General features: G+C 60.9%; 23 protein-coding genes and 1 pseudogene. 15 read left to right on the plus strand and 9 right to left on the minus strand.

Features of this window, described 5'->3' with window-relative positions:
• Positions 1 to 273, plus strand: a 273-nt coding sequence (locus OEZ71_RS17900; protein WP_263741448.1) for an alpha/beta fold hydrolase, incomplete at its 5' end; no start/stop codon positions are given.
• 91 nt (positions 274 to 364) lie between these two features.
• Here the strand turns inward: OEZ71_RS17900 and OEZ71_RS17905 are convergent.
• Positions 365 to 541, minus strand: a complete 177-nt coding sequence (locus OEZ71_RS17905; protein ID WP_263741449.1) for a hypothetical protein — start codon at positions 539 to 541, stop codon at positions 365 to 367.
• A gap of 56 nt (positions 542 to 597) precedes the next feature.
• On the opposite strand from OEZ71_RS17905, the pseudogene OEZ71_RS20305 reads away from it, so the two are divergent.
• Positions 598 to 1320, plus strand: a pseudogene (locus OEZ71_RS20305) (IS110 family RNA-guided transposase); the annotation flags it as partial.
• A gap of 630 nt (positions 1321 to 1950) precedes the next feature.
• Here the strand turns inward: OEZ71_RS20305 and OEZ71_RS17920 are convergent.
• The 5 genes from OEZ71_RS17920 to OEZ71_RS17940 all read right to left on the minus strand — a co-directional run bounded on the left by OEZ71_RS17920 (position 1951) and on the right by OEZ71_RS17940 (position 7357).
• The gene (locus tag OEZ71_RS17920) at positions 1951 to 3465 is read right to left on the minus strand and encodes a sugar ABC transporter ATP-binding protein (RefSeq protein ID WP_263741452.1); all 1515 of its coding nucleotides are present in this window, start codon (positions 3463 to 3465) and stop codon (positions 1951 to 1953) included.
• Positions 3462 to 4463, minus strand: a complete 1002-nt coding sequence (locus tag OEZ71_RS17925; protein ID WP_263741453.1) for an ABC transporter permease — start codon at positions 4461 to 4463, stop codon at positions 3462 to 3464. Before OEZ71_RS17925 ends, OEZ71_RS17920 begins: the two co-directional genes overlap by 4 nt.
• A gap of 11 nt (positions 4464 to 4474) precedes the next feature.
• Positions 4475 to 5449, minus strand: coding sequence for an ABC transporter permease (locus tag OEZ71_RS17930; RefSeq protein WP_263741454.1), 975 nt, complete (start codon positions 5447 to 5449; stop codon positions 4475 to 4477).
• A gap of 79 nt (positions 5450 to 5528) precedes the next feature.
• Positions 5529 to 6326 carry an SDR family NAD(P)-dependent oxidoreductase gene (locus OEZ71_RS17935; RefSeq protein ID WP_263741455.1) on the minus strand — a complete coding sequence of 266 codons (798 nt, stop codon included), beginning with the start codon at positions 6324 to 6326 and terminating at the stop codon, positions 5529 to 5531.
• 80 nt (positions 6327 to 6406) lie between these two features.
• Positions 6407 to 7357: a sugar ABC transporter substrate-binding protein gene (locus tag OEZ71_RS17940; protein ID WP_263741456.1), complete on the minus strand. Its 951-nt coding sequence runs from the start codon at positions 7355 to 7357 to the stop codon at positions 6407 to 6409.
• Positions 7358 to 7688: 331 nt separating this feature from the next.
• Between OEZ71_RS17940 and OEZ71_RS17945 the strand changes: the two genes are divergently transcribed.
• From OEZ71_RS17945 to OEZ71_RS17980, 8 genes are all read left to right on the plus strand, one after another.
• A complete protein-coding gene (locus tag OEZ71_RS17945) occupies positions 7689 to 9410 on the plus strand; it encodes an extracellular solute-binding protein (RefSeq protein ID WP_263741457.1) in 1722 nt (573 codons plus the stop codon).
• 13 nt (positions 9411 to 9423) lie between these two features.
• The gene (locus OEZ71_RS17950) at positions 9424 to 10233 is read left to right on the plus strand and encodes an SDR family NAD(P)-dependent oxidoreductase (RefSeq protein ID WP_263741458.1); all 810 of its coding nucleotides are present in this window, start codon (positions 9424 to 9426) and stop codon (positions 10231 to 10233) included.
• Positions 10234 to 10296: 63 nt separating this feature from the next.
• Positions 10297 to 11595, plus strand: a complete 1299-nt coding sequence (locus tag OEZ71_RS17955; protein ID WP_263741459.1) for a M24 family metallopeptidase — start codon at positions 10297 to 10299, stop codon at positions 11593 to 11595.
• A gap of 56 nt (positions 11596 to 11651) precedes the next feature.
• On the plus strand, positions 11652 to 12653 hold the full coding sequence (locus OEZ71_RS17960; protein WP_263741460.1) for a thiamine pyrophosphate-dependent dehydrogenase E1 component subunit alpha: 1002 nt from the start codon (positions 11652 to 11654) through the stop codon (positions 12651 to 12653).
• A gap of 12 nt (positions 12654 to 12665) precedes the next feature.
• Positions 12666 to 13661, plus strand: a complete 996-nt coding sequence (locus OEZ71_RS17965) for an alpha-ketoacid dehydrogenase subunit beta (protein WP_263741461.1) — start codon at positions 12666 to 12668, stop codon at positions 13659 to 13661.
• Positions 13651 to 14952, plus strand: coding sequence for a biotin/lipoyl-containing protein (locus OEZ71_RS17970; RefSeq protein ID WP_263741462.1), 1302 nt, complete (start codon positions 13651 to 13653; stop codon positions 14950 to 14952). The genes OEZ71_RS17965 and OEZ71_RS17970 overlap by 11 nt, the downstream gene beginning before the upstream one ends.
• 15 nt (positions 14953 to 14967) lie before the next feature.
• Positions 14968 to 16398 (plus strand): NAD-dependent succinate-semialdehyde dehydrogenase, encoded by a 1431-nt coding sequence (locus OEZ71_RS17975; protein ID WP_263741463.1) that lies wholly within the window; start codon positions 14968 to 14970, stop codon positions 16396 to 16398.
• Positions 16399 to 16407: 9 nt separating this feature from the next.
• On the plus strand, positions 16408 to 17286 hold the full coding sequence (locus OEZ71_RS17980; RefSeq protein ID WP_263741464.1) for a 2-oxo acid dehydrogenase subunit E2: 879 nt from the start codon (positions 16408 to 16410) through the stop codon (positions 17284 to 17286).
• A gap of 594 nt (positions 17287 to 17880) precedes the next feature.
• On the opposite strand, the gene OEZ71_RS17985 is transcribed toward OEZ71_RS17980, so the two are convergent.
• Genes OEZ71_RS17985 through OEZ71_RS17995 form a run of 3 tightly spaced genes read right to left on the minus strand, consistent with a single transcriptional unit; the run spans position 17881 to position 19905 of the window.
• Complete coding sequence (locus OEZ71_RS17985) at positions 17881 to 18558, minus strand: amidohydrolase family protein (RefSeq protein ID WP_263741465.1); 678 nt, start codon at positions 18556 to 18558, stop codon at positions 17881 to 17883.
• Positions 18559 to 18605: 47 nt separating this feature from the next.
• Entirely contained in the window at positions 18606 to 19640 is a 1035-nt protein-coding gene (locus tag OEZ71_RS17990; RefSeq protein WP_263741826.1) for a fatty acid desaturase, read from the minus strand.
• A gap of 58 nt (positions 19641 to 19698) precedes the next feature.
• Positions 19699 to 19905 (minus strand): cold-shock protein, encoded by a 207-nt coding sequence (locus OEZ71_RS17995; protein WP_263741466.1) that lies wholly within the window; start codon positions 19903 to 19905, stop codon positions 19699 to 19701.
• Positions 19906 to 20361: 456 nt separating this feature from the next.
• Between OEZ71_RS17995 and OEZ71_RS18000 the strand changes: the two genes are divergently transcribed.
• The 5 genes from OEZ71_RS18000 (at position 20362) to OEZ71_RS20280 (ending at position 24515) form a co-directional block, all read left to right on the plus strand.
• Complete coding sequence (locus OEZ71_RS18000) at positions 20362 to 21567, plus strand: DEAD/DEAH box helicase (protein ID WP_263741827.1); 1206 nt, start codon at positions 20362 to 20364, stop codon at positions 21565 to 21567.
• A 116-nt stretch (positions 21568 to 21683) separates the two neighbouring features.
• On the plus strand, positions 21684 to 22478 hold the full coding sequence (locus OEZ71_RS18005) for a hypothetical protein (protein WP_263741467.1): 795 nt from the start codon (positions 21684 to 21686) through the stop codon (positions 22476 to 22478).
• A 34-nt stretch (positions 22479 to 22512) separates the two neighbouring features.
• On the plus strand, positions 22513 to 23355 hold the full coding sequence (locus OEZ71_RS18010; RefSeq protein ID WP_412175659.1) for a transglutaminase-like domain-containing protein: 843 nt from the start codon (positions 22513 to 22515) through the stop codon (positions 23353 to 23355).
• 118 nt (positions 23356 to 23473) lie between these two features.
• Positions 23474 to 23965, plus strand: a complete 492-nt coding sequence (locus OEZ71_RS18015) for a hypothetical protein (RefSeq protein ID WP_263741469.1) — start codon at positions 23474 to 23476, stop codon at positions 23963 to 23965.
• 208 nt (positions 23966 to 24173) lie between these two features.
• The gene (locus OEZ71_RS20280) at positions 24174 to 24515 is read left to right on the plus strand and encodes a hypothetical protein (RefSeq protein WP_412175653.1); all 342 of its coding nucleotides are present in this window, start codon (positions 24174 to 24176) and stop codon (positions 24513 to 24515) included.
• Positions 24516 to 24679: the final 164 nt, after the last annotated feature.

The raw sequence follows: 24679 nt of genomic DNA on the forward strand, positions 1-24679 counted from the left end.
GCTTTGGAAAGCTGGCGCCCTGAAAACTACGCTTTCAGTTTCAACCCGGACGAGGTCGGCGCACCATTCTCTGCCCCATCGCTGATACTCGGGGGCAAGCAAGATACTATTGCTGGATATCGTGACGCGTGGATGTCTGTTGAGCGTTTTCCCAGAGCGACGTTCGCCGTGCTCGATGGCTGTGGACACTTCATCGCTCCAGCCAAAAGAGATTTATTCCGATCGCTGATCATCGACTGGCTGGACCGCATGGAGCTTGACAGCGTCGAGTAGCGTCCGCTCCGGGCTCAAAGCCGACCTTGGAAAAAAGAGAAAGCGAAACCTCCCCGGCGAAGACCACGAAGGTCCCCGCCGAGGAAAAGTGTCATAGCCTGCCCGTGAGCAGGTAGTCGGCCAGCACCTGCCGGTAGTGGGTCGCATCCCTAAAACCCTGCACTTGAGCCGCTTGGTCTTCTGCCTGCTTCCGGCTCATGCCAGCTTCGTACTGCAAGATGGCCGCGCGCTCTTCGAAGGCGTCGATATCGGGAACCGGTGTGGCCATCAGAGCCCCTCCGGCACCGGGATCGCGTCTACGATTGCCCGTTTCTGCTCGTCGGAGATACCCGTCCGACCATGCGCTTTGTCGCGATTAAGACGGTTGAGCAACAAGCCTTGCTGTCCCTTCATCGTGCTCGCGATCTCTTGGTCAGGCAACGGACGCAGCTCGTCAACGGCCTTCGAGGACTGGTCGCCGAGTTCGGTATTTGCATTCCAAGAGGCCTGGCTCGTGTGATTGGTTTTGCTGAAGACATCACCCTCGGCGAAGTTCTCGACCTACCTGATATTGCCAACGAGGTGATCCGCAACCTGTCTGAACAGCTCATGGCCCTCCACAATAGAATCCGTTGGTATGAAGAGCGTTTGAAGTAGGTCGCCAAGGAAGACGAACGGGTGCGGTTGTTGCGAACCATCCCTGGCGTTGGGGCGGTAACAGCCTCTGCCATCATCGCCAGCATTGGAGACGGGCACCAGTTCAGAAATGGCCGGGAGTTTGCTGCTTGGCTTGGCTTGACGCCTGCGAACAAATCCAGCGGTGGAAAAGAGAAGCTGGGACGGATCACCAAGATGGGCGATCAATACTTAAGATCATTGCTTGTCGTCGGGATGACATCGCTGGTCAGGCAAACCCGATCACATCCGGAGCGCGCCAGCAAATGGCTGACGTCACTACTCGAACGCAAACCTGCCCGCCTGGCTACAGTCGCTATGGCGAACAAGACAGCTCGGATCGTCTGGGCCGTTCTAACCCGAAACGCACCCTACAACCCACATATGGCCTGAGGAGAAAGAACCACGAGTTAGCAAGACCTGCGAAATGATGGTGCATCAGTCAGCCGCCAAAACCAGGACACCCCGTCGAAGGTCCCGGGCGTTACAGCCCGCAAAGCCGTAAAGGACTTGGTTTGCGGAACCCATCAGGGCCAGCGGTCAAAACCGCGCAAACAGGCCGGACACACGACTGCTTCTGACAAATGCACGAAATCAACTCAAAAAGGGCTTGCTATGCAGGAGCCATCCACACACGACTTTCGCCGCAGGCGCGATATGATTAGGCGCCGTCGACGAAACCGGACATTCACACGAGTACCTCGCACTTCCGCCTCCGAACCGACGAGTTGGCGGCAAAGCGAAACTTCGCCGCAGTTGCGAAGGCTCCACTAGGCGCTGGCAAAAGCGGACGTCCAACGGCCCACCTGTTTTCGCTTGCGAGTCCAACATGGCGGGCAGAATGTGGCTTTCTCCGCAGGTGCAAAGTCGCCGTGAGGGATTTCGAAAGCCGAAAGCGGGCGTTCCGAAAACGGCGGGGTTCAGTCTTTTTGCCATCGCAGCAGGAAAACGCCCTTCAGTCGCCGATCGCTTAGACTGGCGAACCTTCTCCTGAAGACCGGGGTGGCAAGTCCTGCACTTGTATCAAGCGGCCCTATCGGAACCGCCTATTCCCGATATGGCTTGGATCAGGTTGTCCTCAGTCACCTCTTCTGCGGTAAAGGTCCGTGTGATCTGACCGGAATACATGGCGATGATGCGATCACTGACATGCAGCACCTCAGGCATTTCAGACGAGATGACGATCACCGCGTAGCCTTGCGCTGCGAGGTCGCGGATCAGGTTGTGGATCTCGGACTTGGAGCCTACGTCGATGCCGCGGGTCGGTTCGTCCACGATCAATACGTTGGGGTGCATCGACAGCCATTTGCCGATGACGATCTTCTGCTGATTGCCGCCCGAGAGGTTGCCCACGATCTGTTTCCAACCCGGTGTACGGATGTCGAGCTTGTCGCGATACTGGTCGAAGATGGCGATTTCCGAACCTTCGGCGACGAAGGGACCGGCCTTGAGGTCATCGACCTGGGGCAGGGTCATGTTGTCCCGGCAGTTCATGCCCAACACCAGCCCCTGGCCCTTGCGATCCTCCGGCACCAGCGAAATGCCTTTTGCGATCGCGTCGGCGGGCGAATGGATGCGAACCTCCTCGCCGTTTAAGAGGATTGTCCCGGCACTCGGGTCTCTCAGGCCGAACAGAGTTTCGGCGATCTCGGTCCGTCCGGCACCGACCAGCCCGTAGAAGCCGACAACCTCACCGCTGCGGACCTCAAAACTAACATCCCGGAAGAGCTCGCCGCAGGAGAGATCGCGCACTTCGAGTGCCACCCGGCCCAGTTCGTGGTGTCTGACATTGCGCGACAGGTCGAGCTTGCGCCCGATCATCAGCTGAGTGACCTCTTCTTCGTTGGTCTCGGCGGTCTTGAGCGTGCCACGGTACTGGCCGTCACGCAGCACGCTGATCCGGTCGGTGATCTTGAAGATCTCTTCCATCCGATGGGAGATATAGATGATCCCGACGCCCGCCTTTTGTAGATCGGCAATTACGTCGAACAGCACCACCTTTTCGGCATCTGTGAGCGAGGCGGTGGGTTCGTCGAAGATCACCGCCTTTGAATCGACGGTGAGGGCGCGGGCGATCTCAACCATCTGCTGGTTGGCGATGGACAAATCGCCGACACGCGTCTTGGCGTCAAAACCGACCTTCAGCCTGGCGAGGATCTCGTTGGTCTGTGCCTCCAGCTTCGTCCAGTCAACTAAACCGAAGCGCTTGCGTGGCAATTCGCCCAGATAGATGTTCTCCGCCACGGACAATTCCTCGGCGAGGCTGAGTTCCTGGTGGATGAAGACGATCCCCTTGGCCTTGGCTTCGAGAGGCGAGGTCATTACGGCGGGCATCTTGTTGACGATGATCCGCCCATCATCGGGCTGATAGATACCACCGAGAACCTTCATGAGGGTGGACTTGCCAGCGCCGTTTTCGCCCATGAGAGCGTGGACTTCGCCAGGCAGGACGCTGAATGACACGCCGTCAAGCGCACGAACGCCAGGGAAGGTCTTGACGATGCCTTCGAGGCGCAGGGCAGGGATCTGTTCCGTCATATCTTCAACTCCTCCTTGCCCTTGATGTTCAGTTGCCGGTCGAGGAACAGAACCGCGATCAGGATCAGGCCAATCACGAGGTTTACCGTCTCTGTATCCGCGCCGATATGGGCCAGACCCTTGCGCAGAAGTTGGATTGCCAGGACGCCGCCGAACGTAGACAGGATTGACCCTGCGCCGCCGGTCAACTTTGTGCCGCCGAGGACTACCGCAGTGATAACCCAAAGCTCATAAAGTGAGCCGTCATTCGGGTTGACGGAGCCCGACTCCGAATAAAACACGACCGCCGACAGCGCCGCCAGAAAGCCGATGATCATAAAATTGATCATCATGTGCGGTCCAACCCGGATACCGGCATTGACCGCCGCTTCACGGTTATCACCGATGGCATAGGCGTTACGGCCATGTACCGTGCGGTTCATCAGGAACGAGATCGCCGCCGTGACCACGAGCAGGAACCATGTCGCGGTGTGCAATCCAAGGAACTGCGCCTCGGCGAAATCCACGAGCGTCCAGTTGAGGTGGCTCGTCGGTTGTTCGCCGTTATACATGAAGACCAGACCGCGATAGCCGAGCATAGAGCCCAGCGTCACGATGAAGGCGTCGACCCCCGTCTTCCAGACGATGAGTCCGTTCAGTGCCCCCAGCACGACCCCGGTCAGGAGTGCGAGCGCCCAGGAGACAGGGATCACCCAATCCCCGAGACTGCCGAAGATCGGCCAGGTCAGGCTGTCGAGCAGGACGATTGCGCTGATCGCGTAAGTGGCACCGACCGAAAGGTCGATGTTGCCGTTGATCATTATGATCGTCATACCCATGGCGATGATGCCGATCGGAGCGGACTGCTTGAATAGAAGCAGCATGTTGTCGACATCCATGAAGGCCTTGTCACTCAGCGACAGGAACTCTCCCGCCACGGTGAAAAAGATCAGTTCAAGCAGGATGAAGCCCCAGATGGCACCACGCTTGAGGAAGGAGCTGAGCGTTCCCGGTTGCATGTCTTTCCTCCCTACGCGATCGGGGACCAGAGCTTGCCGCGCTTGGCTGCGATATCGAGCCACACAGCAAGGATTATTATGATCCAAGTCACCACATACTGGACATAGAATTGCAGGCCGACGAGCAGAAGGCCGTTCTGGATGAAGCCGAGGATAAGGACCCCAATCACCGTCTTGAAGATCGTCCCCGATCCGCCAAGCAGCGAGGCGCCTCCAAGGATGACCGCCGCGAGGACCTCAAGTTCAAGCCCTTGGCCCACGGTGTTCTGCGAGCCGAGACTGCGGCTGGCCTGAATAAGCCCGGCGGTCGCGACGCAGAAGGCCGAGATCAGGTAACAGGAGAATACGACCCGCGCCCGGCGGATGCCCGAAAAGGTCGCCGCTGTGCCGTTGCCGCCCACGGCGTAGACCTTGCGTCCGAAGGGGGTCTTGGACAACATCATGCCGAGGATCGCTGCCAAGAGCGCGAACAGCAGGATCGGCACCGGAATGCCGACGATATTGCCTTGGCCGAAAACCCCGAACCAGGTGTTGGCCTTGTCGGCGATGTCCATGTTCTGGCCGCCGGAGTACGTCAGCGTGAGGCCGTGGATCGCCGAAAGCATGCCCAGGGTCACGATCAGCGAATTGAGCTTTAGGTAGCCGACCAGAAAGCCAATGAACGCGCCGAGGCAGAGCGTCATGGCGAACATTGCCGGGATGGCCAGTGTCGGACCGATCTTGTCATGCAGGTCGAGCACCACAATGGTGGAAAATGACATCATCGAGCCCACCGAGAGGTCGAGATTGCCGCTGATCACCACGAAGGTCACGCCAAGCGCCATCACGCCGAGAATGGCAGAGGAGCGGATAACGCCCATGACGTTATCTGGATCGAGAAAGCGCTGGTTCGCCAGCGTGAAGCCGATCATGAACAGAGCGAAGGCCACCAATATTCCCTGACGGGCCAGAAAGCCTCCGATCCGTTGTTTCGTTGAGCCTGACATCCGATCCTCCCGCCGCTCTTGTGAGCGCCCTTCCGTGATTGCGTCTTGCGCCATCGGTTCCCCTCGGCCTGTCACCGCGTCACACCAACGTCATGCCTCCGTCGATCATGACGATCTGGCCGGTCATGTAGTCGCTGTCCTTCGATGCCAGGAACGTCGTTGTCCCGGTGATATCCGCCGGTGTGGCAACGCGTCCTTTGAGAATCTCGGCCGAAAACTCCTCCATTGCCTGACCCGGCCTCTGGGCGGCGCCGATTTCCATGAGATCGCGGTCGACCTCTTCCCACATTTCGGTCGCCACGACGCCGGGTGCGAAGCCCGTCACCGTAATATCATGCTTCGCGAGGTCCCGCGCGCCGGATTGCGTCAGTGATACGACGCCCCATTTGCTGGCGCAGTAGGGTGCCACGTTGTCGAAACCCTGGCGGCTGGCGACCGAGGCGGTGTTGACGATCTTGCCCGGGGTTTTCTGCCGGATGAACTGCTTGGCCGCCTCTTGCATGCCGATCAGGCAACCAAGGCCATTGATCCGCATGATGAAGTTCCAATTCTCCTCGGTCACGTCGAGGAAGTTCATCGGCTTGTTCACGCCGGCGTTGTTGAACTTCACGTCTAGCTTGCCGAACGCGGCCACCGTCTTGTCGATCATGGCGCGCACCTGGTCGCGGTTGGCCACATCGACGGCGGCCCAGATCACCTTGCCCCCGGCCTTGGCCGCACGTTCGGCATTGGCGGCAGCGACCTGCTCGACCAAAGGTCCGTTTATATCAGCGAAGCAGACATCAGCCCCCTCGTCCAGAAGTGCCTCGCCGATGGCGCGGCCAATGCCCCGCGCCGCGCCGGTCACGATGCAGGAACGGTCCGAAACACGGCCCATTTACGCCTCCCGGGTAATCTAAGTGATCTGGTCGGAGCCGGGCGCGGCGGTATTCCGCGCCCGGTTGCAAGCCTCGGGTCTCAGAAGACCGGCTTGGTGAAGTCGCCCATGTTGTCTTGGGTGATCTTCGGCGTGTCGAAGTAGTTCAGGAACGGCACGTCCTTGCCGTCTAGCACGTCGATCGCGGTCTGCAGCGCGGCCTCGGCGTCGTCCACCGGAGACTGGTAGATCGAACCCCAGTATTCGCCGCGTTCCATGGCCTCGTAGCCGACCGCAAAGTTCGTCGCGCCCACAAAGATGATGCCTTCGCGGCCAGCCGCTTTGGCGGCGTTGAGCGCGCCGACGCCCATGTTGTCGTCGCCGGCATAGACTCCGTCGATGTCGTCATACTTCACGAGAAAGGCTTCCATCACCTTTTGCGACTTTTCGCGGTTCCAGTCGCCCGGTTGCGTTTCCATCAGCGTGACGTTCGGACAAACTTCGGGCAGACGGTCCTCGAAGCCCTTGGCGCGCTCAATGGCGGTTGTGTAGCCCGGCTGGCCCGAAATCTGCACGATCTGGGCCTCATCCTGGATACCCATTTCCGTGAACTTCTCGCACATGATCTCAGCCGAGCGGGCGCCCTGGGTGATGTTGTCCGGACCCGAGAACGAGGCCACGAAATCGAACCCCTGTTCGGCGATGTTCGAGTTAGTGACGATAACCGGGATACCAGCCTGCTGCGCCTTGCGCACGGCCGGGATGACGGCTTCGCCATTGGTCGGCCAGATGATGATGGCATCGACTTCCTGCTGGATCAGGTCTTCCATCTGGGCGATCTGGCGAGCGACATCACCGCCGGCGTCAAGAACCACGGTTTCCACATTGGCATTGGCTTCGGCAGCCGCAATGAACGCTTTCTCGTACGTGGTCTGGTAGCTGTCGACGCCCACGTTGTTCTGTGTAATGCCGATCTTGTAGGTTTCGGCGGTCGCGGCACCGGACAGAGCAGCAGTGGCTACTGTCACGGCGAGAGCGGTACGAAGTTTCATCAGGGTCTCCTCCCGGACTGTCTTTATCAAAATCTAATCCCCTCCTCCGATCGGGGAATCATCATCCGGAGTGCCGGACGACTGTGGCGACCTTGAGCGTTTTGCTCAGCTCAAAATGCAGCTAAAATATTCATTTTGGATAAAAAGAAATCCATATTGGATTTTTTTGCGATATTGTCGACCTTTCAATCTGAACATTCTCAAGGGGAGCGAAGTGATGGGAAATCCGGATTCGTTCAATGTGAATAATCCTGCGGCGAGGCGGCCGCGCAAGGACAGGAAGGCGCAGGCCCCGGACATGAATGCCATGGATTCACATACGGAAAACCGGATGCGGTCCCGCCTGGCAGTTGGCGAGATGCTGCACATCCTGTCCTATCTAGAGGAATGCAGCAACGAGCTCGACGACGCAATCGAGCTGAACGCGCCGAGCCCGGTGTTCCGGATGGCCTTGCATGTCATCAAGGGGCATTTCGAGGCAAAGGCCGTGACGCCGACCTCGTTGATCGCTGCTAGCAACGTGCCCTATGCGACCGCCAACCGGCGGCTGAAGGAGATGATCGACGCGGGACTGATCGACCAGCGCCCCCGTACGAAGTCGGGCAAGAGCTTTTCAATGCATCCCAGCGAGAAGCTGCTGGCGCAATGGACACGGATATCGGACCGGGTGCGCCGTCTGACCGAGACCTATTTTGACACCCAGCACGGCAGGGGAGACGTTCGCGACTATTACTTTGGCGGTTCATATATGGCGGCGCAGTCAATTCCGCCGATCCAGGTCCTTCCAGAGCCGCTGAAAGTTGCCGGCGGCATCCGTGTGCTGGTGCATGGCGATCCGACCTTCATGGTCATGGAAAACCTCAAGCGTCAGTTCGAGCAGGTCGTCGGCACCCAGATCCACCAGCGCGCGTTTTCCATCGACCGGTTGCGCGAAGAGGGGCTGCGCAATGCCGAACGCAACGCAAGCCGCTACGACATCATCGCGCTTGACCTGCCCTGGGTCGGCGAATTCGCCGACAAGGGTATCCTCATGCCGCTCGACGAGATCATGGATGTCGAGCGGCTTGATCCTGCGGATTTTCACACGGCCGGCTGGAAGGCGGCGCATTGGGGCGGGCGGCCCTATGGCGTGCCGGCCCAGACCACGCCGGAACTGCTGTTCTATCGCAAGGATCTGTTTGCCGGGGCCGGGTTGGAGCCGCCCACGACGACGGATCAGTTGCTTGATGCCGCCCGTCGGATGCACGAACCACAACGGGGCAGGTACGGTATCGCCTGGAATGCGGCGCGGGGTACGGCGCTCGGGCATACCTTTCTGATGGCGCTCGCGGATTTCGGCCAGCCCGTTTTCGACCTTGGCGAAGTTGCCGGCGGCTTCGACACCGACCGCCTTCACGAACGTGGCTACCGGGTCACGATTGACACGGAGAAGGGGAAGCAGGCAGCGGAATTCCTGATGGAACTGCTGAGTTATTCGCCGCCCGACATCCTGTCGATGTCCTGGTACGAGCGCGTGCGGCCCTATGCGGCAGGCAAGATCGCCATGGCCTATGGTTACACGCTTTTGGCGCCCTATTTCGAACTCGACCCCACCTCGCCCGCCAGCGGTCAGACCGGCTATCTGCCGCACCCGCACGGGCCGGGCGCACGCAACGTGGCGCCGGTCGGTGGCTACGTGATGGGCATTCCCGCGAACCTCGCGCCCGAACGGATACCGGCGGCGGTGGAGGCCCTGCGCGTCTTCACCAGCGCCGAGGCGCAAAAGCTGTATGTCCAGAACGGCAGCCGCACCAACCCGCGCTATTCCGTCGCCGCCGACGCCGAGGTGCGTCGCGCCTCGCCGATCTTCGAGGCGGTCGACGCCATGTCCTGGCGCGACGAACTGCAGTTCTGGCCGCGCCCGCCGGTGCCGGAAATCACTGGCATAATCCAGATCTGCGGCGAAGAATTCCACGAAATGCTGCGCGGGATCGTGACACCGAGAGAGGCCTTGCGCCGCGCCCAGCAACGCGCCGAGGCGCTGATTGAAAACAACCGGGACGAAAAGACCTGAGGAGGAGAGACCCATGGACCCCAACCGCCTGAAAGGCAAGAACATCCTGATAACCGGGGCCGCCCGCGGCATGGGCGCGGCGAATGCCGAAAGCTTTGCCGCGCAGGGTGGAAATGTCTGCATCGGAGATCTCGATATCGACGAGGCGCGCAAGGTGGCCGACCGCATCAACGCGGCGGGCAACGGCAAGGCGATTGCGGTCAAGATGGACGTGACCAAGCGCGAGGACAACGCGGCGGCAGTGGCCGCCACTGTCGAGGCTTTCGGCTCGATCAATGTAGGCCTTTTCAATGCCGGCCTGAACAAGCCCCGGTTCTTCATGGATATCGATGAAGACAACTGGGACATGATCATGAACGTCAACACCAAGGCGATGTGGCTCGGCATGCAAGAGACAGCCCGTCAGATGATCGCGCAGGGACCGATGGCGGATCACCCCTACAAGATCATAAATGTCGGCTCGATCGCCTCGCGCAAGCCGCTGGTGGACGTCACCGTCTATTGCACGTCGAAATACGGCTGTCTCGCGCTGACCCATTGCGGCGCGGTGGCGCTGGCTGAACACAACATCACCGTGAACGGCTATGCGCCGGGCGTGGTGGTCACGCCGCTCTGGGAGCAGCTCGACAAGGATCTTGTCGATATCGGCTTCAAGCAGAAGGAAGGTCAGGCCTACGAGGACATCGTCCGCGATGCGCTGCAGATCAAGCGTGTGTCCTATCCCGACGACATCGTCGGCACCGCGTCATTCCTCGCCAGTGACGACAGCGACTACATGACCGGACAGATGATCCACATCGATGGCGGCTGGTGCATCCAGTAACGCACTGAACCCCACAGTTTCACCCTTTCACCGGGCCGCTATCGCGACCCGAAGGAGACACTCATGTCACGCGCACTGTTACCGAACCTGCTTACCCCCCAAGACCTCGAACCGAACTGGGAGTGGCGCGACCGCCTTCCTGCCTGGGGTCACACTTCTGTCGATTTCGAACGCCGGATCGACCATGACCGCCTGCGCCGCTACCGTCTTGCCCGGACGCGTCAGGCCCTGAAGAACTCCAATGCGGGCACGCTGCTTCTCTTCGACGTGAACAACATCCGTTATGTCAGCGCCACGAAGATTGGCGAATGGGAACGGGACAAGATGTGCCGGTTCTGCCTGCTGACCGGCGATGACAGCCCCTACGTTTGGGATTTCGGCTCTGCCGCGAAGCACCACAAGCGCTATTCCGACTGGCTGGAACCGGATCACTGCCTCGCTGGCGTCGTCGGGATGCGCGGCACCATCCCACCCGAATTCGGCCTGATGAAGAAATATGCCCACCAGATCGCGCAGTTGATCAAAGAGGCGGGCATGGCCGATATGCCGGTGGGCGTGGACTATGCCGAGACCGCGATGTTCCACGCGCTTCAGGAAGAAGGCCTGCACGTCGTCGATGGCCAGCAGATCATGCTGGCGGCGCGCGAGATCAAGAACTGGGACGAGATCCAGTTGCTGACCCAGGCGGCCAGCATGGTCGATGGTGTCTATCACATGATCTATGAAGAGCTGAAGCCGGGCATCCGCGAAAACGATATCGTCGCGCTGTCGAACAAGATGCTCTACGAGATGGGCTCGGACGACGTTGAGGCGATCAACGCCATTTCGGGCGAACGCTGCAACCCGCATCCGCACAACTTCACGGATCGATATTTCCGCCCCGGCGATCAGGCGTTCTTCGACATTCTTCAGTCTTACCAGGGCTACCGCACCTGTTACTACAGGACGTTCAACATCGGCCGCGCGACGCCTGCGCAGAACGATGCCTATGTGAAGGCACGCGAATGGATCGACGCGTCGATCCAGGCGATCAAGCCGGGTGTGACCACCGACAACGTCGCCAAGCTCTGGCCGAAGGCGGAGGAGTTCGGCTTTCCGAACGAGGATGCGGCCTTTGGCCTGCAATTCGGTCATGGCCTGGGCCTGGCGTTGCATGAGCGTCCGATCATCAGCCGCGCGGTCAGCCTCGACCATCCGATGGAGATCCAGACGGGCATGGTATTCGCGCTTGAGACCTACTGCCCTGCGGCAGATGGCTATTCGGCGGCGCGGATCGAGGAAGAGGTCGTGGTGACCGAGACGGGCTGCGAGGTGATCTCGCTCTTCCCGGCCGAGGAACTGCCGATCGCCAACCGCTACTAACCTACCTGAAACTGCCCGGTCCGTCGGGACCGGGCTCTTTTCGACGAGAGCCAGACATGAGCGCCGCCAAGAAGAAGTCCAATACCGAAGATTACCTGCGCATGTACCGCCAGATGGTCCGCATCCGCACGTTCGAGGACAACGCGAACCAGCTTTACCTCTCGGCCAAGATGCCGGGCCTTACCCATATGTATTCCGGCGAGGAGGCGGTGGCCGTCGGTATCTGCGAAGCGCTGAAGGTGACGGACAAGATCACCTCGACCCATCGCGGCCACGGCCATTGCGTGGCCAAGGGTGCGGAGTTCAAGGAAATGTTCTGCGAACTTCTGGGCAAGGAAGAGGGCTATTGCCGCGGCAAGGGCGGATCGATGCATATCGCCGATCAGTCGAACGGCAATCTAGGGGCCAATGCGATCGTCGGCGGTTCCATGGGGATCGCGACCGGCGCGGCCTTCACCGCAAAGCTGCTCGGCACCGGCGATGTCACGGTCTGCTTCTTCGGGGACGGCGCCACCGCGCAGGGGCTGATGTACGAGGTCATGAACATGGCCGCGCTCTGGAAGCTGCCGGTCATCTATGCCTGCGAGAACAATGGCTATTCCGAATATACCAAGACTGAGGAAATCGCAGCCGGTTCGATCACCGCGCGCGCCGAGGCCTTCGGGATCGAAGCCCATCAGGTGGACGGGCAGGACGTTCTGGCGGTGAACACGCTTGCGCAGAAACTCGTCGATCGCTGCCGCAAGGGCGAGGGGCCGTTCTTCGTCGAACTGATGACCTACCGCTATCACGGGCACCATGTCGGCGACATCAACCGCGAATACTACCGCTCCAAGGAAGAGGAGCAGGACTGGAAGCAGAACCGCGACCCGATCGTCCGGTTCCGGTCCTGGCTGGTGAGCGAAGGCATCGCCAACGAGGAAGAGATCGAGGCGATGAACGCCGCGATCAAGGATGACGCGGCCGCCGCCGTCGAATACGCGCTGAACGCGAAATACCCGGATGTCTCGGAAGTGGACATGCACGTTTTCACCGACGTCGAACACGCCCTGGCCTGAGGAGAAACCGCAATGCGAAATATTACCCTGTCCCAGGCCGTGAACGAAGCACTGGCCGAGGAAATGCGCCGCGACGAGCGGGTTTTCATCATCGGCGAGGATGTGGCGGAAGCAGGCACACCCTTCAAGGTGCTCTCAGGTCTGGTCGAGGAGTTCGGCACCTCGCGCGTGGTCGACACGCCGATTGCCGAGCCGGGATTCATGGGCATCGCCGTAGGGGCCGCGATGACCGGCAGCCGCCCGGTTGTCGACTTGATGTTCGGCGATTTCATCTATCTGATCATGGATCAGCTCTGCAATCAGGCGGCCAAGACCCATTACATGTCGGGCGGCAAGCTCAACGTGCCTTTGGTTCTGCGCACGAACCTCGGCGCCACCCGCCGTTCAGCCGCGCAGCACTCGCAGTCGCTGCATGCCCTTGTCGCGCATATTCCGGGGCTGAAGGTGGCGCTGCCCTCGTCGGCCTACGAGGCCAAGGGGCTGATGAAAACCGCGATCCGCGACAACAACCCGGTCGTCATTTTCGAAGACAAGCTGATGTACAACGACAAGGCCCCGGTGCCGGAGGAGGAATACCTGATCCCCTTCGGCAAGGCCAACGTGAAGCGCAGCGGCAGCGACATCACCCTCATCGGCACCTCGTCGATGGTTCAGGTCTGCGAAAAGGCCGCCGAAATACTGGCTTCCGAAGGGATCGACGCCGAAGTGATTGACCCGCGCACCATCGTTCCGCTGGACGAGGAGGCATTGCTGAAGTCTGCGAAAAAGACGTCCCGCGTGATCGTGGTCGATGAAGGCCACCAGAGCTTCGGCATTACCGGCGAGATCGCCAGCCGGATCAATGAAAAGGCCTTCTATCACCTCGACGCGCCGGTCCTGCGCATGGGGGCGATGGATGTGCCGGTGCCGTTCAGCCCGGCGCTGGAGGATATCACCGTGCCGACGCCGGAAGGCGTGGCCGAGAGTGCGCGCAGGCTGGTGGCGGGGGAGATGATCCATGCCGCATGAGGTGATCATGCCAGCCCTTGGCATGGCGCAGGATACCGGGCTGATTGTCGCGTGGCATAAAAGCCCGGGCGATGCGGTTGCCGCCGATGATGTGCTGTTCGAGGTGGAGACCGACAAGGCCACCATGGAGGTGCCCGCCGGCGCCGACGGGTTCGTCACCCAGATCCGTGCCCAAGCCGGCAGCGAGGTTCCGGTAGGGGACGTGATTGCGCTGATCGGCGAAAGCCGCGAGGCGGTGCCTGCGGACGAAAAACCCGCCGACGACGCCACGCCCGCGGCAGCCGATCTGCCTGCGGGGAACAACGTCATCCTGCCCGCGCTGGGCATGGCGCAGGACACTGGGCTGATCGTCGCCTGGCACAAGGCGCCGGGCGACGCGGTCGCTGCGGGCGACATCCTCTTCGAGGTGGAGACCGACAAGTCGACGATGGAGGTCGAGGCCGGATTTGACGGCTTCGTCGCGGCCTTGCTGGCGGAAGCAGGCGAAGAGGCCCCGGTGGGCGAAACCATCGCCGTGATTACCGCCACAAAACCCGAAAAACCGGTAAAGGCAAGCCGCGCCGGTGCGCCGGCGGTGGCGCCGGCATCCGCTCCGCAGGCCTCTGCGCCCGCCGCCAAACCGTCTGCACCCAAGCTGGCGAAAGCCGCGACATCCGCCCCTAAAGCGGCTGCGCCTGCTGCTGCGGGCGGCCGGATCCTTGCCTCGCCAAAAGCCCGGCGCATCGCGCTGCAACAGGGGCTGGACCTGAACCGGCTGGCCGAGGCCGGGCATCCGCAGCCCTATCATGTCGCCGATCTTGAGGCGCTGAAATCGCTGCCTGAAAAGGCGCCGCAAATTGCGCAGGCGGCGTCGCGACGGTTGACGGCGGATCTTCCGTCGGAGGGCTTTGCGGAATTCGCGGCTTGGGCGGCGGAAGCTGGTGGCCTGAAGGATGCGGTCGCGCTTCTGGCCGGTTTTGCCGGGGCGAGCCTTGGCCGCGATGCGATTGTCGTGGTCGAGAGCCTTGGCGTGACGCGGGCTTTTTCCGTCCCTATGGGAACCTTCGGAAACATCGCGCCGGCTGATCCTGCCAGCGCACCCGATTTGATCCTGCGCGATCTTCGGATGAGCCGGATCAACACCGTCACCCTTGGGGCCGAAGGCGCGCCTTCGCTGACGCTGACGCAGGCAGGCGAGGGACTTGCCATCACGCTGGAATGCGCCAGCCATCACCTGACCGCCACAGAGGCCGTGTCCCTTCTGTCCAATTTCGCAGGCCGGATGGAGCAACCGCTCCGCCACCTGCTCTAAGCCATGGAGCACATCATGGAATTCACTGATCTCTACATCAACGGCAAATGGGTGCCGGGTGCCGCCAAGGAAAGGTTCGACGTCATCAATCCTGCCACCGAAGAGGTGCTTGCCTCTGTCGCGTCGGCCGACATCGCCGATGCCGATGCTGCACTCGACGCAGCCGAGGCCGCGATGAAGGACTGGGCCGCTCGCACGCCCCGCACGCGTTCGGAGGTGCTGCGCAAGGCATGGGAACTGATGACGGCGCGGCTTGAGGATTTCGCCCGGCTGATCACGCTGGAAAACGGCAAGGCGCGGGCCGACGCCATGGGTGAGGCGGCTTATGCCGCCGAATTCTTCCGCTGGTTCGCCGAGGAAGCGGTGCGCGCGGACGGGATAATCACCCATGCGCCGGCCTCCGGCGCCCGCATCGTGGTGCAGCACAAGCCCGCCGGATTGGCCGTGCTGGTCACGCCCTGGAACTATCCCGCCGCCATGGGCACGCGCAAGATCGCCCCGGCGCTGGCCGCAGGCTGTGCGGTAATCATCAAACCCGCCTCGGAAACCCCGCTGACCATGCTGGCGCTGATGCCGCTGCTGGAAGAGGCCGGCGTGCCGCCCGGCCTTGTGAACGTGCTGCCGTCGCGCAAGACCGGGGCGCTGGTCGATCACATGCTGCACGATCCGCGCGTGCGGGTGGTCAGCTTCACCGGCTCTACCGGCGTCGGCCGCAAGCTTTTGAAATCCGCCGCCGATCAGGTCGTCAAACCGGCGATGGAACTCGGTGGCAACGCGCCCTGTATCGTGCTGGAAGATGCCGACATGGACACCGCCATCGAAGGCACGATGCTGGCCAAGATGCGCAATCTGGGCGAGGCCTGCACCGCCGCCAACCGCATCTATGTACATGAAACCATCGCGGGCGAATTCACGAAACGGCTGAGAGAACGCATGACCGCGCTCAAGGTGGGCGATGGCACCGATCCCTCGGTTGATGTCGGCCCGCTCGTGAATGCCGACACGCGCGACAAGGTGGCCGCCTTCGTAGCGGACGCGGTCGCGAAGGGGGCGAGGATCGAATGCGGCGGCGTCAAGCCCAACGGTCCGGGTTACTTCTATCCGCCGACTGTTCTGTCGAACGTGCCTGAGACAGCGGACTGCGTGCATGACGAAATCTTCGGCCCGGTCGCGGCTATCCAGACCTTCACCGATCAGGAGGACGTGATCTGCCGCGCCAACGACACGGAATACGGCCTTGTCGCCTATGTCTTCTCGGAAAACTTCAAACGCGCGATGCAGGTCTGCGAGCGGCTTGAATACGGCATGGTCGGGCTCAACCGGGGGCTGGTCTCCGACCCGGCGGCGCCATTCGGCGGCGTGAAGCAATCTGGTCTGGGCCGCGAGGGCGGGCACGAGGGTATGCTGGAATTCATGGAAACCCAGTATATCTCGGCCAGTTGGTAGGGGGTGGATATGACGGATGTAGTTGCAGCTCCCTCAGTCCGGGCGCTGGCACGGGAAAAGGGCGTAGACATGGAGAAGCTGGCCCGGGATACCGGACGCACCACCATAGCGCGGGAGGACCTCGACGGCGCCACGCCTGCTGCCACCAAGGCTGGCGACACCTCGTACTGGGATGTGGACCATTCAGCCTTCGGGCCGGTGACCGAGGAACCGTTGAGCCGCTTCGCACAGGTGGCCGCGGCCAATCTTTCGGCCGCCAACGCGCTGATCCCTCAGGTGACCCATCACGACCGGGCGGATATTTCAAAAATCGAGGCGTTCCGCACGGAGTTGAAAGACGAGACCCGGGCGAGGGGCGTCAAGCTCACCGCCCTGGCCTTTTACGTCAAGGCGCTGGCCAAAGCTTTGCGCGATTTTCCGCGGTTCAACGCTTCGCTGAGCCTGAATGGCAAGACCTTGATCCTTAAGGACTATGTCCATATCGGCATCGCAGTGGATACGACCCACGGGCTGATGGTGCCCGTGATCCGAGATGCCGATCGCAAGGGGCTCTGGCAAATTGCCACGGAAATCGCTGACCTCGCGAGGCGGGCTCAGGAGCGCAAGGTCAGTCCGGACGAGATGGGCGGCGCCTCCATGACCATCTCGTCGCTGGGCGGTATCGGCGGCACCGCCTTCACCCCGATCGTCAACCCTCCGGAAGTGGCGATCCTCGGCATTACGCGGACCGAGATAGCGACGTTCTGGGACGGCGACACGCCGCGCCCGGTGCCGATGCTGCCGCTTGATCTGAGCTATGACCACCGGGTTGTTAACGGCGCCGATGCAGCACGGTTCATGTCCTATCTGGCTGGCCTCTTGACGGACCCGCGCCGGATCATGATCTGAAGGAAAGGGTTGCGCCCTTGAGGCATACCCAGCTCATCGTGCAGGCGCAGTTCCCTACGGCTATTTCGTTGAATTCCGCGCCACAGAGCGGTGGCGCAGAGAGCCAGTGGTCTGTTTCCGGGCCATATTGGCAATCAAATGTCTGAGCACGGGCTAAACCGCAACATTGTCCCGCAATTTGTTCGACCATCGTCAGAACTCGCAAGGATTACGAACGGCGACTATGCGGGCTGCTATCGCAGAAGGCGCGTAGGAAATTCAGTGACCGCTATGGGCCGTCTCGTGGATCAGGGGGCTGAGCCGATCAGTGCTCTTCTGCACCGCAGCAGGTCTGGACTCAGCTCAACCCGCAAAAAGACGACGCATTCTCTGCGGGACTGGTTTGAGCATTCCCAAGCGATCAATCGGCGTTCAAGCTCCGTAGTCATGGAATTCTCCACTACACCTAGAAACTGACCACATACCCCACCAAAGGAGCTCGACTTAGTCAGGAAAGGTAATGTCGAGTCATGTATTTTCCGCTGCTAAGTCTTTTGGAGTTCAGTACTGAACGTCATGCGGCGGCGCGGTCTCGGCCCGACAACGTCGATGAGATCAGAACATCCGCTTGATTGCTTCGTTCACTTCCGTATGCAGTATCCTGTTTCCAGGATCCTCCTCTTTTTGCCGAGCACCACGGAATCCAAGAAACGAGGCCCCTTCGAGGTCAAACTCCGACACGCCCGCAGCCGTCGCCACGGAGAGGTAGTTGGCGATCAATAGCCCTGCCGCTGCGAACGATCGATTGGCTGACGCCGGTGACTTGTAGCCGGCCGCATCTGCCAACTGCATGTCTGTCAGCCCCTCATGTCCGGCACGCGATAATGCCAGCAGCATCGCGCGTTGCGGGTGCGACAAAGCGACTTGGCCGATTGCCTCGACATATTCTTTGGTGCTCGGAACGACCGAGCCTGTTTGCGCGTCGATTCTGCGGTCTTCGATCCTACGGGTTTCCCGTGCGTTGATGACATTGCGCAGAGCAGCGATAGCGGCCTCCTCGCTTGCGCCTTTTGCTTCTGCGATCAGGCCGCGAGCGTTTGTCGGTGGCTTCGGAAAGGCGCGGGCGACGTATTCCCCCGCGAGGCGGCCGGACTTGATCTGGTACCTGCCGTGCTCGCCCGTGAGGACAGTGGACGGCGTGTCTTGCGGTCCGTCCTTGGTTTTCCTTTTCGGCTTGTCCTTGAAGGTTTCACGACGCGTAGTTGTTCGACCTGCTGTACCGAAAAGTGCCATGTGGGTCCCCTTCTGGAGTATGTATGACAAGGTATTGCCTGCCGGGATCATCCCGGCAAATGGCGTGCCTCCGCGAATGAAACGAGCCGCCGTCCGGTTTCGTCCCAGAGTGCGAGGCGAGCGCAGCCAATGCTGTCGCGGAGTGTAATGCAACGTGCACTGGCGAGTTCGGGATAGTCGCTAAGTACTTCGGGCAGGCGGTAAAACGGAATCCGGCTTGCCAGATGATGGACATGGTGCACGCCGATGTTCGCCGTGAACCACTTCAGTACGGGCGGCAGGACATAGTGGGAGGACCCATGAAATGCCGCTTCCTGCACCGACCAGTCGGCCTCGCTATACCAGGCAGTATCCTCGAACTGATGCTGAACGAAAAACAGCCACATCCCGATGGAGGCGGCAAGCAACATCATCGGTAGGTAGACAAACAGCAGGACCGGCACACCGCCCAGCATGTAGAGCATCGCTAGCATGGCGAGGATCGCGGCATCGGTGCCAAGCGCGCTTGCCCAATATCGCCAGCCGGATCGGACGAGCCCCGCGGGGATCCGGTTCCGCAGAAAGAAACTGTAGAACGGAATGATCCCGAAAAGCATTATTGGGTGCCGCACAAATCTGTAAAGCACCCGTCCATGCAGCGGCTTCGCACGGTACTCAGCAACGGTCAGTGTCGGGATATCTCCGGTACCGCGGCGGGCGAGATTACCTGTCGTGGCGTGATGGATGGCATGGGTCCGCCGCCACACTTCATATGGTGTCAATGTCAACAGGCCGATCAGCCGGCCGGTCCAATCGTTCCAGTGCCTTGCTCCAAAGAAGGCACCGTGACCGCAGTCATGCTGAATCATAAAGAGACGGAGAACAAAGGCTGCGTTCGCCAGCGACAACGCGACCGAAACCCAAAGGCTGATCGATAGGGACGCCCAAGACAGTGAAAAAATCGCCGCGAATGGGATGATCGTTATGGCGAGTTCTTTGCGACTTCGCGCGGGAACTGGACTTCGGTATTTTGCAAGTTTCCGTACCAATGCAATGGGCGAATCGAGTTCGGTGACCGGATCGATTTCCGCGGAATGAGACATTGGCTCTCGTGGCGTGATGTGGGCCAGGCGCCCGTCGAGGCGCCCGGCGGAAAGTGAATCAAGCGAGCGCGAGATTGGTCGCGCTTTCGCGGCCGTCACGGCCGGATTCGACATCGAAGGTCACCTTCTGAGCATCCGAAAGGCCGGTCAGGCCGGCGCGTTCGACCGCGGAGATGTGGACGAAGACGTCCTTACCGCCCGTATCGGTTTCGATGAAGCCGAAGCCTTTTTGGGTATTGAAAAACTTCACGGTGCCATTGGCCATATCCGTGGTCTCCTGTTCAGGTGCTGCCCACAGGACGCGGCAGCCCGGCAAAGTCAGACTGAGAGATCAACTGAAGCCGGATGAACGGAAGCAGAAGGTCGCAGAGAAAAACGATCACTCGATACACATGCGCCTTCCGAGCGCAACATACAAGGGTTGCCTTGCCACGTCTCGAAATTCGTCCTTTGGCTGCAGTTGCTGACGGCGTGTCATTGACAAGTGGCCGACGGATCCCCATTTCAAGGTAGCGTTATCGATCTGCCGCGTGAGCAGGCGGGTTCACTTCCGCCCACGGTCGTGACGCACCGTTTTCCCACATCACGAAGGGGGGACGCCGCCCAAGGCGGCTCCGGTCACAATGCGGTGCCGGAGTGTTCGCCCCGGGTGCACCCCGACCGACCGTGCGCAATTGCGTTCGTCGGTTACGCCGGACGCAAGATCCGGTCAAGGATTGACATGATTTTCAAGGAACTCGGGCTCAATGCCCGCCTAGTCTCGCGGCTCGATGCCCTGGGGCTCACTCAACCGACGCCTATTCAGGAACAGGCGATCCCACAGGCGTTGCAAGGCCGCGACATTCTCGGGATCGCGCAGACCGGAACCGGCAAGACCGCCGCCTTTTGCATCCCACTGATCGTGGACCTGTCGAAGCGGCAGGACCGGCCCGCGCCGCGTTCAGCCCGCGGCCTGGTGCTGGCACCGACCCGGGAACTCGCAGGCCAGATCGTTCAGACCCTTCAGGGGTTGACAACCGATCTCCGCATCACGCTCGTCGTCGGCGGCAAGTCGATCAACACGCAATCCGAGAGGCTCGCCCGCGGCACGGACATCCTCGTAGCGACACCGGGTCGGCTGATCGATCTGATGGATCGCCGGGCCATCGGTCTGGGCCAGACACGGTTCCTCGTTCTCGACGAGGCCGATCAGATGCTCGACATCGGCTTCATTCATGCGTTGCGACGCATCGCGTCGATGCTCGGCACCGACCGCCAGACCATGATGTTCTCGGCCACGATGCCGAAGGCGATGGCAGACCTGTCCCGCCAGTATCTGGACAAGCCTATCCGCGTCGAGGTGTCGCCTCCGGGCAAGGTCGCGGATAAGGTCACCCATTCAGTGCATTTCGTAGCGAAGGACCAGAAGCAGGATCTGCTGATCGAACTTCTGGGCGGGCATCGGGACGAGCGGGCGTTGGTGTTCTCGCGGACAAAGCATGGTGCGGAGCGGCTGATGAAGCACTTGGATCGCGCCGGATTCGCGGCCACGTCGATCCACGGCAACAAGAGCCAGGGACAACGGGACCGGGCCATCGCCGCGTTCAAGGCGGGATCGGTGCGCGTGCTCGTGGCGACGGATGTCGCGGCCCGCGGGATCGACATCCCCGGCGTCGGCCATGTCTACAACTACGACCTGCCGAACGTGCCCGAGAACTACGTGCACCGGATCGGACGGACGGCCCGGGCCGGCCAAAGCGGCCGCGCGATTGCGTTCTGCGCCGCCGAGGAAGTCACCGAACTCAAGGCGATTGAAAAGGTGCTCGGCACCCGCGTCGAGATCGCCGGCGGCCGTCCCTGGGATGCTATGACCTGCGCGACGAAATCGCAGAAAAATAGATGCACGCATCGGCGTTCGACGGAACGTTCTGATCGAATGGCTGCGTGACTTAAGGTCATTCCTCCCAAACCCACAGCACCGAAACCGCGCTGAACCGGCAGCTGGCTGCGACCCGGACAAGCTTTCACAGCGAGGCGGCGCTTTCTCCGCAGGCGGATCACGAGATGAACAACATTCCCGAACGGAAGCGGCCTAGCCTGAGTAGGACGTTGATCGCAGCGGCTGGTATGATTGCGTTTCTGGCGTTTCCCGTCCTTGCGCAAGACCGCACCGAGCCGGTGCCGGAAAACGCAGAAGCAAGTAGTTACGGCGGTGGCTGGACCTGCGTTCTCGGATACCGTGTCGACGGTGCAGAGTGTGTGGCCATTGGGATCCCCTCAAACGCCTATGCAACTGGGAGATCATACGGGCAGGGCTGGGCGTGTCGGCGCGGTTACGAAGAAGTAGAAGGAACGTCTTGCAAAGCGATCCCGGTACCCGAAAATGCATTCCTTCGATCCTCCGGCTACGACTGGCAGTGCGACCGCGGATACCGGCAGGATCGCGAGACCTGTGTTCCCATCGTCCTGCCAGAAAACGCCTATCTAAGCGACGACACCTCAGGTTCCGGATGGACCTGTGAGCGCGGTTTCACGGCCAGTTCCAGCACCTGTGTGGCGATTGCGGTTCCCGATAACGGTTATCTCACCAATGCGGACTACGGCGACGAATGGGCCTGCGAGCGGGGCTTCTTCGAAATCGAAGGCCGCTGTGATCCCGTGGCACTTCCATCGAACGCCTTTCTGGACCCGGCTTCCTATGGGCCGGGTTGGCGCTGCGAGCGAGGATTTGAGCAAACGGACAACTCGTGCGTCCCGATAGACCTTCCGTCGAACGCGCATCTCGATCGGTCCGGAAACCGCTGGAGCTGCGATCGCAGCTTTCAACTCGCGGATGGGGAGTGCGTTCTTGGACGATAGAGCGCCACGATCGGACCACGACGACACGCCCGGCATCCGGATGCGGATCGGGTGCCGCCTGAAGTACCGGCTTACACAACCAACGCCACTCATCGCCATGCTGAACGTGCACTACTCGCGCTTCGGCGATCTGGAGCGCGCCGACTATCTCGTCACCGCCCCCAGCGTGCCGCTGGAAAGCTATCGCGACGGGTTTGGAAACTGGTGCACACGGATGATAGCGCCATCCGGCGACTTCACGTTGTCTACCGATGGGATATTCCGCGATTGCGGATTGCCCGATCCGATCGCGCCCGACGCCACGCAGCAGGCCGTGCAAGATCTGCCCTTCGAGACACTGGTCTACCTTCTTGGCAGTCGCTACTGCGACACGGATCTTCTGTCCAAAGAGGCGTGGCGCCTCTTCGAGAGCACGCCGCCAGGCTGGGCGCGCGTGCAGGCGATCTGCGATTTCGTACATTCCGCAGTCTCGTTCGACTACATGCAGGCCAGCGCAACGCGCACGGCGTCTGAAACACTGGCCGGACGGCACGGGGTCTACCGAGACTTTGCCCATCTCGCGATCGCCTTCTGCCGCTGCATGAACATTCCCGCCCGCTACTGCACCGGCTTTCTGAGCGAATTCGGCGAACCCGTGCCTCACGCGCCCGACGATTTCGCAGCCTGGATGGAGGTCTATCTCGACGGCCGCTGGTGGATCTTCGATCCGCGAAACAACTCAAGACGCATGGGACGTATCCTGATCGCTCGCGGCCGGGATGCAGCCGATGTGCCGCCAACCCAGACTTTCGGGCCGAGCACCCTGACGCAATTCGACGTCTGGACCTGGGACGCAAGACACGACCCAGCCGAGGCGTCGCTTGGTTCACGCAATTAGTCGGTAACGTCCCATTGCAGGACGGATGTGTTCGTTCGTCGTCGGTCCGCAGGGCCGATCGCCCTGCCGGTATTCCTTTCATGGCATCCCAAGTCACCAATTATCCTGGAGAACCGAAATGACCACTTCGATCAAGACAACTGCCGTGTTTATGCGACCGTTCCGACTTCAGAGCTTCAACGAGACCCTCCCGCCCGGCGAATATGAAATCGAGACCCAGCTGCTGGAGCCTGTGGACTGGATCGAACCGGGCACATGGACGTCGTCCGTGCTCGTCCGGCTGCATCCGCGTGCCTCGCATCCCGGGCTCAGCCGCACACTCACCGTGCCACTCGCCGAGCTGGAGCATGCGGTCGCCAGGGACAAGCTCACCGGGAAGGCTCTGACCGATTTCTTCCTCGAAGAGATGCTGGCCGACCCGATGATCCGTCTCGTCATGCAGGCGGACGGTGTGGGCGAAAAGGACCTGCGCGATCTCTATTCGCCCCAGTCGAACCTAAAGCAGACAGTGCAAAACGACCCTTCCAAGACGGACGGACCCACTCGTGGGTTGGATACAAGTGATAAGGGGCCACGATCCGGAAGTGCGCGCCCGGGCATCGGAGAATGACACCGGTGTCGGGCAAGTCGTTTCCGTCTCACCTTCACTCCTTGACGGTTCAGATGAGCCAGAAAACTTCTGTTATGCAAATCCCCTAATCAGGTCCACAAGTGCTGTTGTCGGACAGTGCCGGTTCTGCATCGCGAGAATCTCCCTGTCGTTGCGAAAGGATCGTGGCGTTGTGCTAGTTCGATCAACTTCCCAAAACTTTCAGAAAATGCTCTATGCTGGGCTGATCGAAAGCAGTCCGTGCGCCGATTTCCCACTTATTGTCCCGCCCGCCGGGGAGGCGCCATTGAGCATGATCCAAGACAGCCCATTAACCCGGAAGCTTTCCGCCTTTGTCGCCCTTTCGGAGCCAGAGCTTGCGGTGCTGGAACGTCTGCACCAAAGGCGCAGGTCTTTCGTCGCGGGGCGCGACCTCGTGCATCAGGGGCAATCCGATAAACCGTTTTTATCGCGCACGGACAAGCTGCACGAATGCTTCTTTTTAAGCAGTCCAGATGGCCAAGCACACGATCCGAGCCTTAGCTGGTCTAAAATGCTGCATCGCGCATGAATGTCCGGTCAGGGGACGCCGGAATAGCAGAACTTCGGCGCTTCGAATGGCGGCTGTGGGCCGTTCTTGTCGAATTGACTGGACTTCGCGCGGCGCCAGAGCGGTAGTGACACCAGGCCCGATCGAAAGGGTCACAGCTCCGCCCGGGTGCCCCCGGGCTCATG

The organism is Albidovulum litorale (assembly GCF_025751495.1).
GTDB classification, from domain to species: Bacteria; Pseudomonadota; Alphaproteobacteria; order Rhodobacterales; family Rhodobacteraceae; genus Albidovulum; species Albidovulum litorale.

Coding starts and splice junctions, on each gene's coding strand:
- OEZ71_RS17905 (WP_263741449.1), bottom strand. CDS start 541: ATGGCCACACCGGTTCCCGATATCGACGCCTTCGAAGAGCGCGCGGCC.
- OEZ71_RS17920 (WP_263741452.1), bottom strand. CDS start 3,465: ATGACGGAACAGATCCCTGCCCTGCGCCTCGAAGGCATCGTCAAGACC.
- OEZ71_RS17925 (WP_263741453.1), bottom strand. CDS start 4,463: ATGCAACCGGGAACGCTCAGCTCCTTCCTCAAGCGTGGTGCCATCTGG.
- OEZ71_RS17930 (WP_263741454.1), bottom strand. CDS start 5,449: ATGTCAGGCTCAACGAAACAACGGATCGGAGGCTTTCTGGCCCGTCAG.
- OEZ71_RS17935 (WP_263741455.1), bottom strand. CDS start 6,326: ATGGGCCGTGTTTCGGACCGTTCCTGCATCGTGACCGGCGCGGCGCGG.
- OEZ71_RS17940 (WP_263741456.1), bottom strand. CDS start 7,357: ATGAAACTTCGTACCGCTCTCGCCGTGACAGTAGCCACTGCTGCTCTG.
- OEZ71_RS17945 (WP_263741457.1), top strand. CDS start 7,689: ATGCGGTCCCGCCTGGCAGTTGGCGAGATGCTGCACATCCTGTCCTAT.
- OEZ71_RS17950 (WP_263741458.1), top strand. CDS start 9,424: ATGGACCCCAACCGCCTGAAAGGCAAGAACATCCTGATAACCGGGGCC.
- OEZ71_RS17955 (WP_263741459.1), top strand. CDS start 10,297: ATGTCACGCGCACTGTTACCGAACCTGCTTACCCCCCAAGACCTCGAA.
- OEZ71_RS17960 (WP_263741460.1), top strand. CDS start 11,652: ATGAGCGCCGCCAAGAAGAAGTCCAATACCGAAGATTACCTGCGCATG.
- OEZ71_RS17965 (WP_263741461.1), top strand. CDS start 12,666: ATGCGAAATATTACCCTGTCCCAGGCCGTGAACGAAGCACTGGCCGAG.
- OEZ71_RS17970 (WP_263741462.1), top strand. CDS start 13,651: ATGCCGCATGAGGTGATCATGCCAGCCCTTGGCATGGCGCAGGATACC.
- OEZ71_RS17975 (WP_263741463.1), top strand. CDS start 14,968: ATGGAATTCACTGATCTCTACATCAACGGCAAATGGGTGCCGGGTGCC.
- OEZ71_RS17980 (WP_263741464.1), top strand. CDS start 16,408: ATGACGGATGTAGTTGCAGCTCCCTCAGTCCGGGCGCTGGCACGGGAA.
- OEZ71_RS17985 (WP_263741465.1), bottom strand. CDS start 18,558: ATGGCACTTTTCGGTACAGCAGGTCGAACAACTACGCGTCGTGAAACC.
- OEZ71_RS17990 (WP_263741826.1), bottom strand. CDS start 19,640: ATGTCTCATTCCGCGGAAATCGATCCGGTCACCGAACTCGATTCGCCC.
- OEZ71_RS17995 (WP_263741466.1), bottom strand. CDS start 19,905: ATGGCCAATGGCACCGTGAAGTTTTTCAATACCCAAAAAGGCTTCGGC.
- OEZ71_RS18000 (WP_263741827.1), top strand. CDS start 20,362: ATGATTTTCAAGGAACTCGGGCTCAATGCCCGCCTAGTCTCGCGGCTC.
- OEZ71_RS18005 (WP_263741467.1), top strand. CDS start 21,684: ATGAACAACATTCCCGAACGGAAGCGGCCTAGCCTGAGTAGGACGTTG.
- OEZ71_RS18015 (WP_263741469.1), top strand. CDS start 23,474: ATGACCACTTCGATCAAGACAACTGCCGTGTTTATGCGACCGTTCCGA.
- OEZ71_RS20280 (WP_412175653.1), top strand. CDS start 24,174: ATGCTCTATGCTGGGCTGATCGAAAGCAGTCCGTGCGCCGATTTCCCA.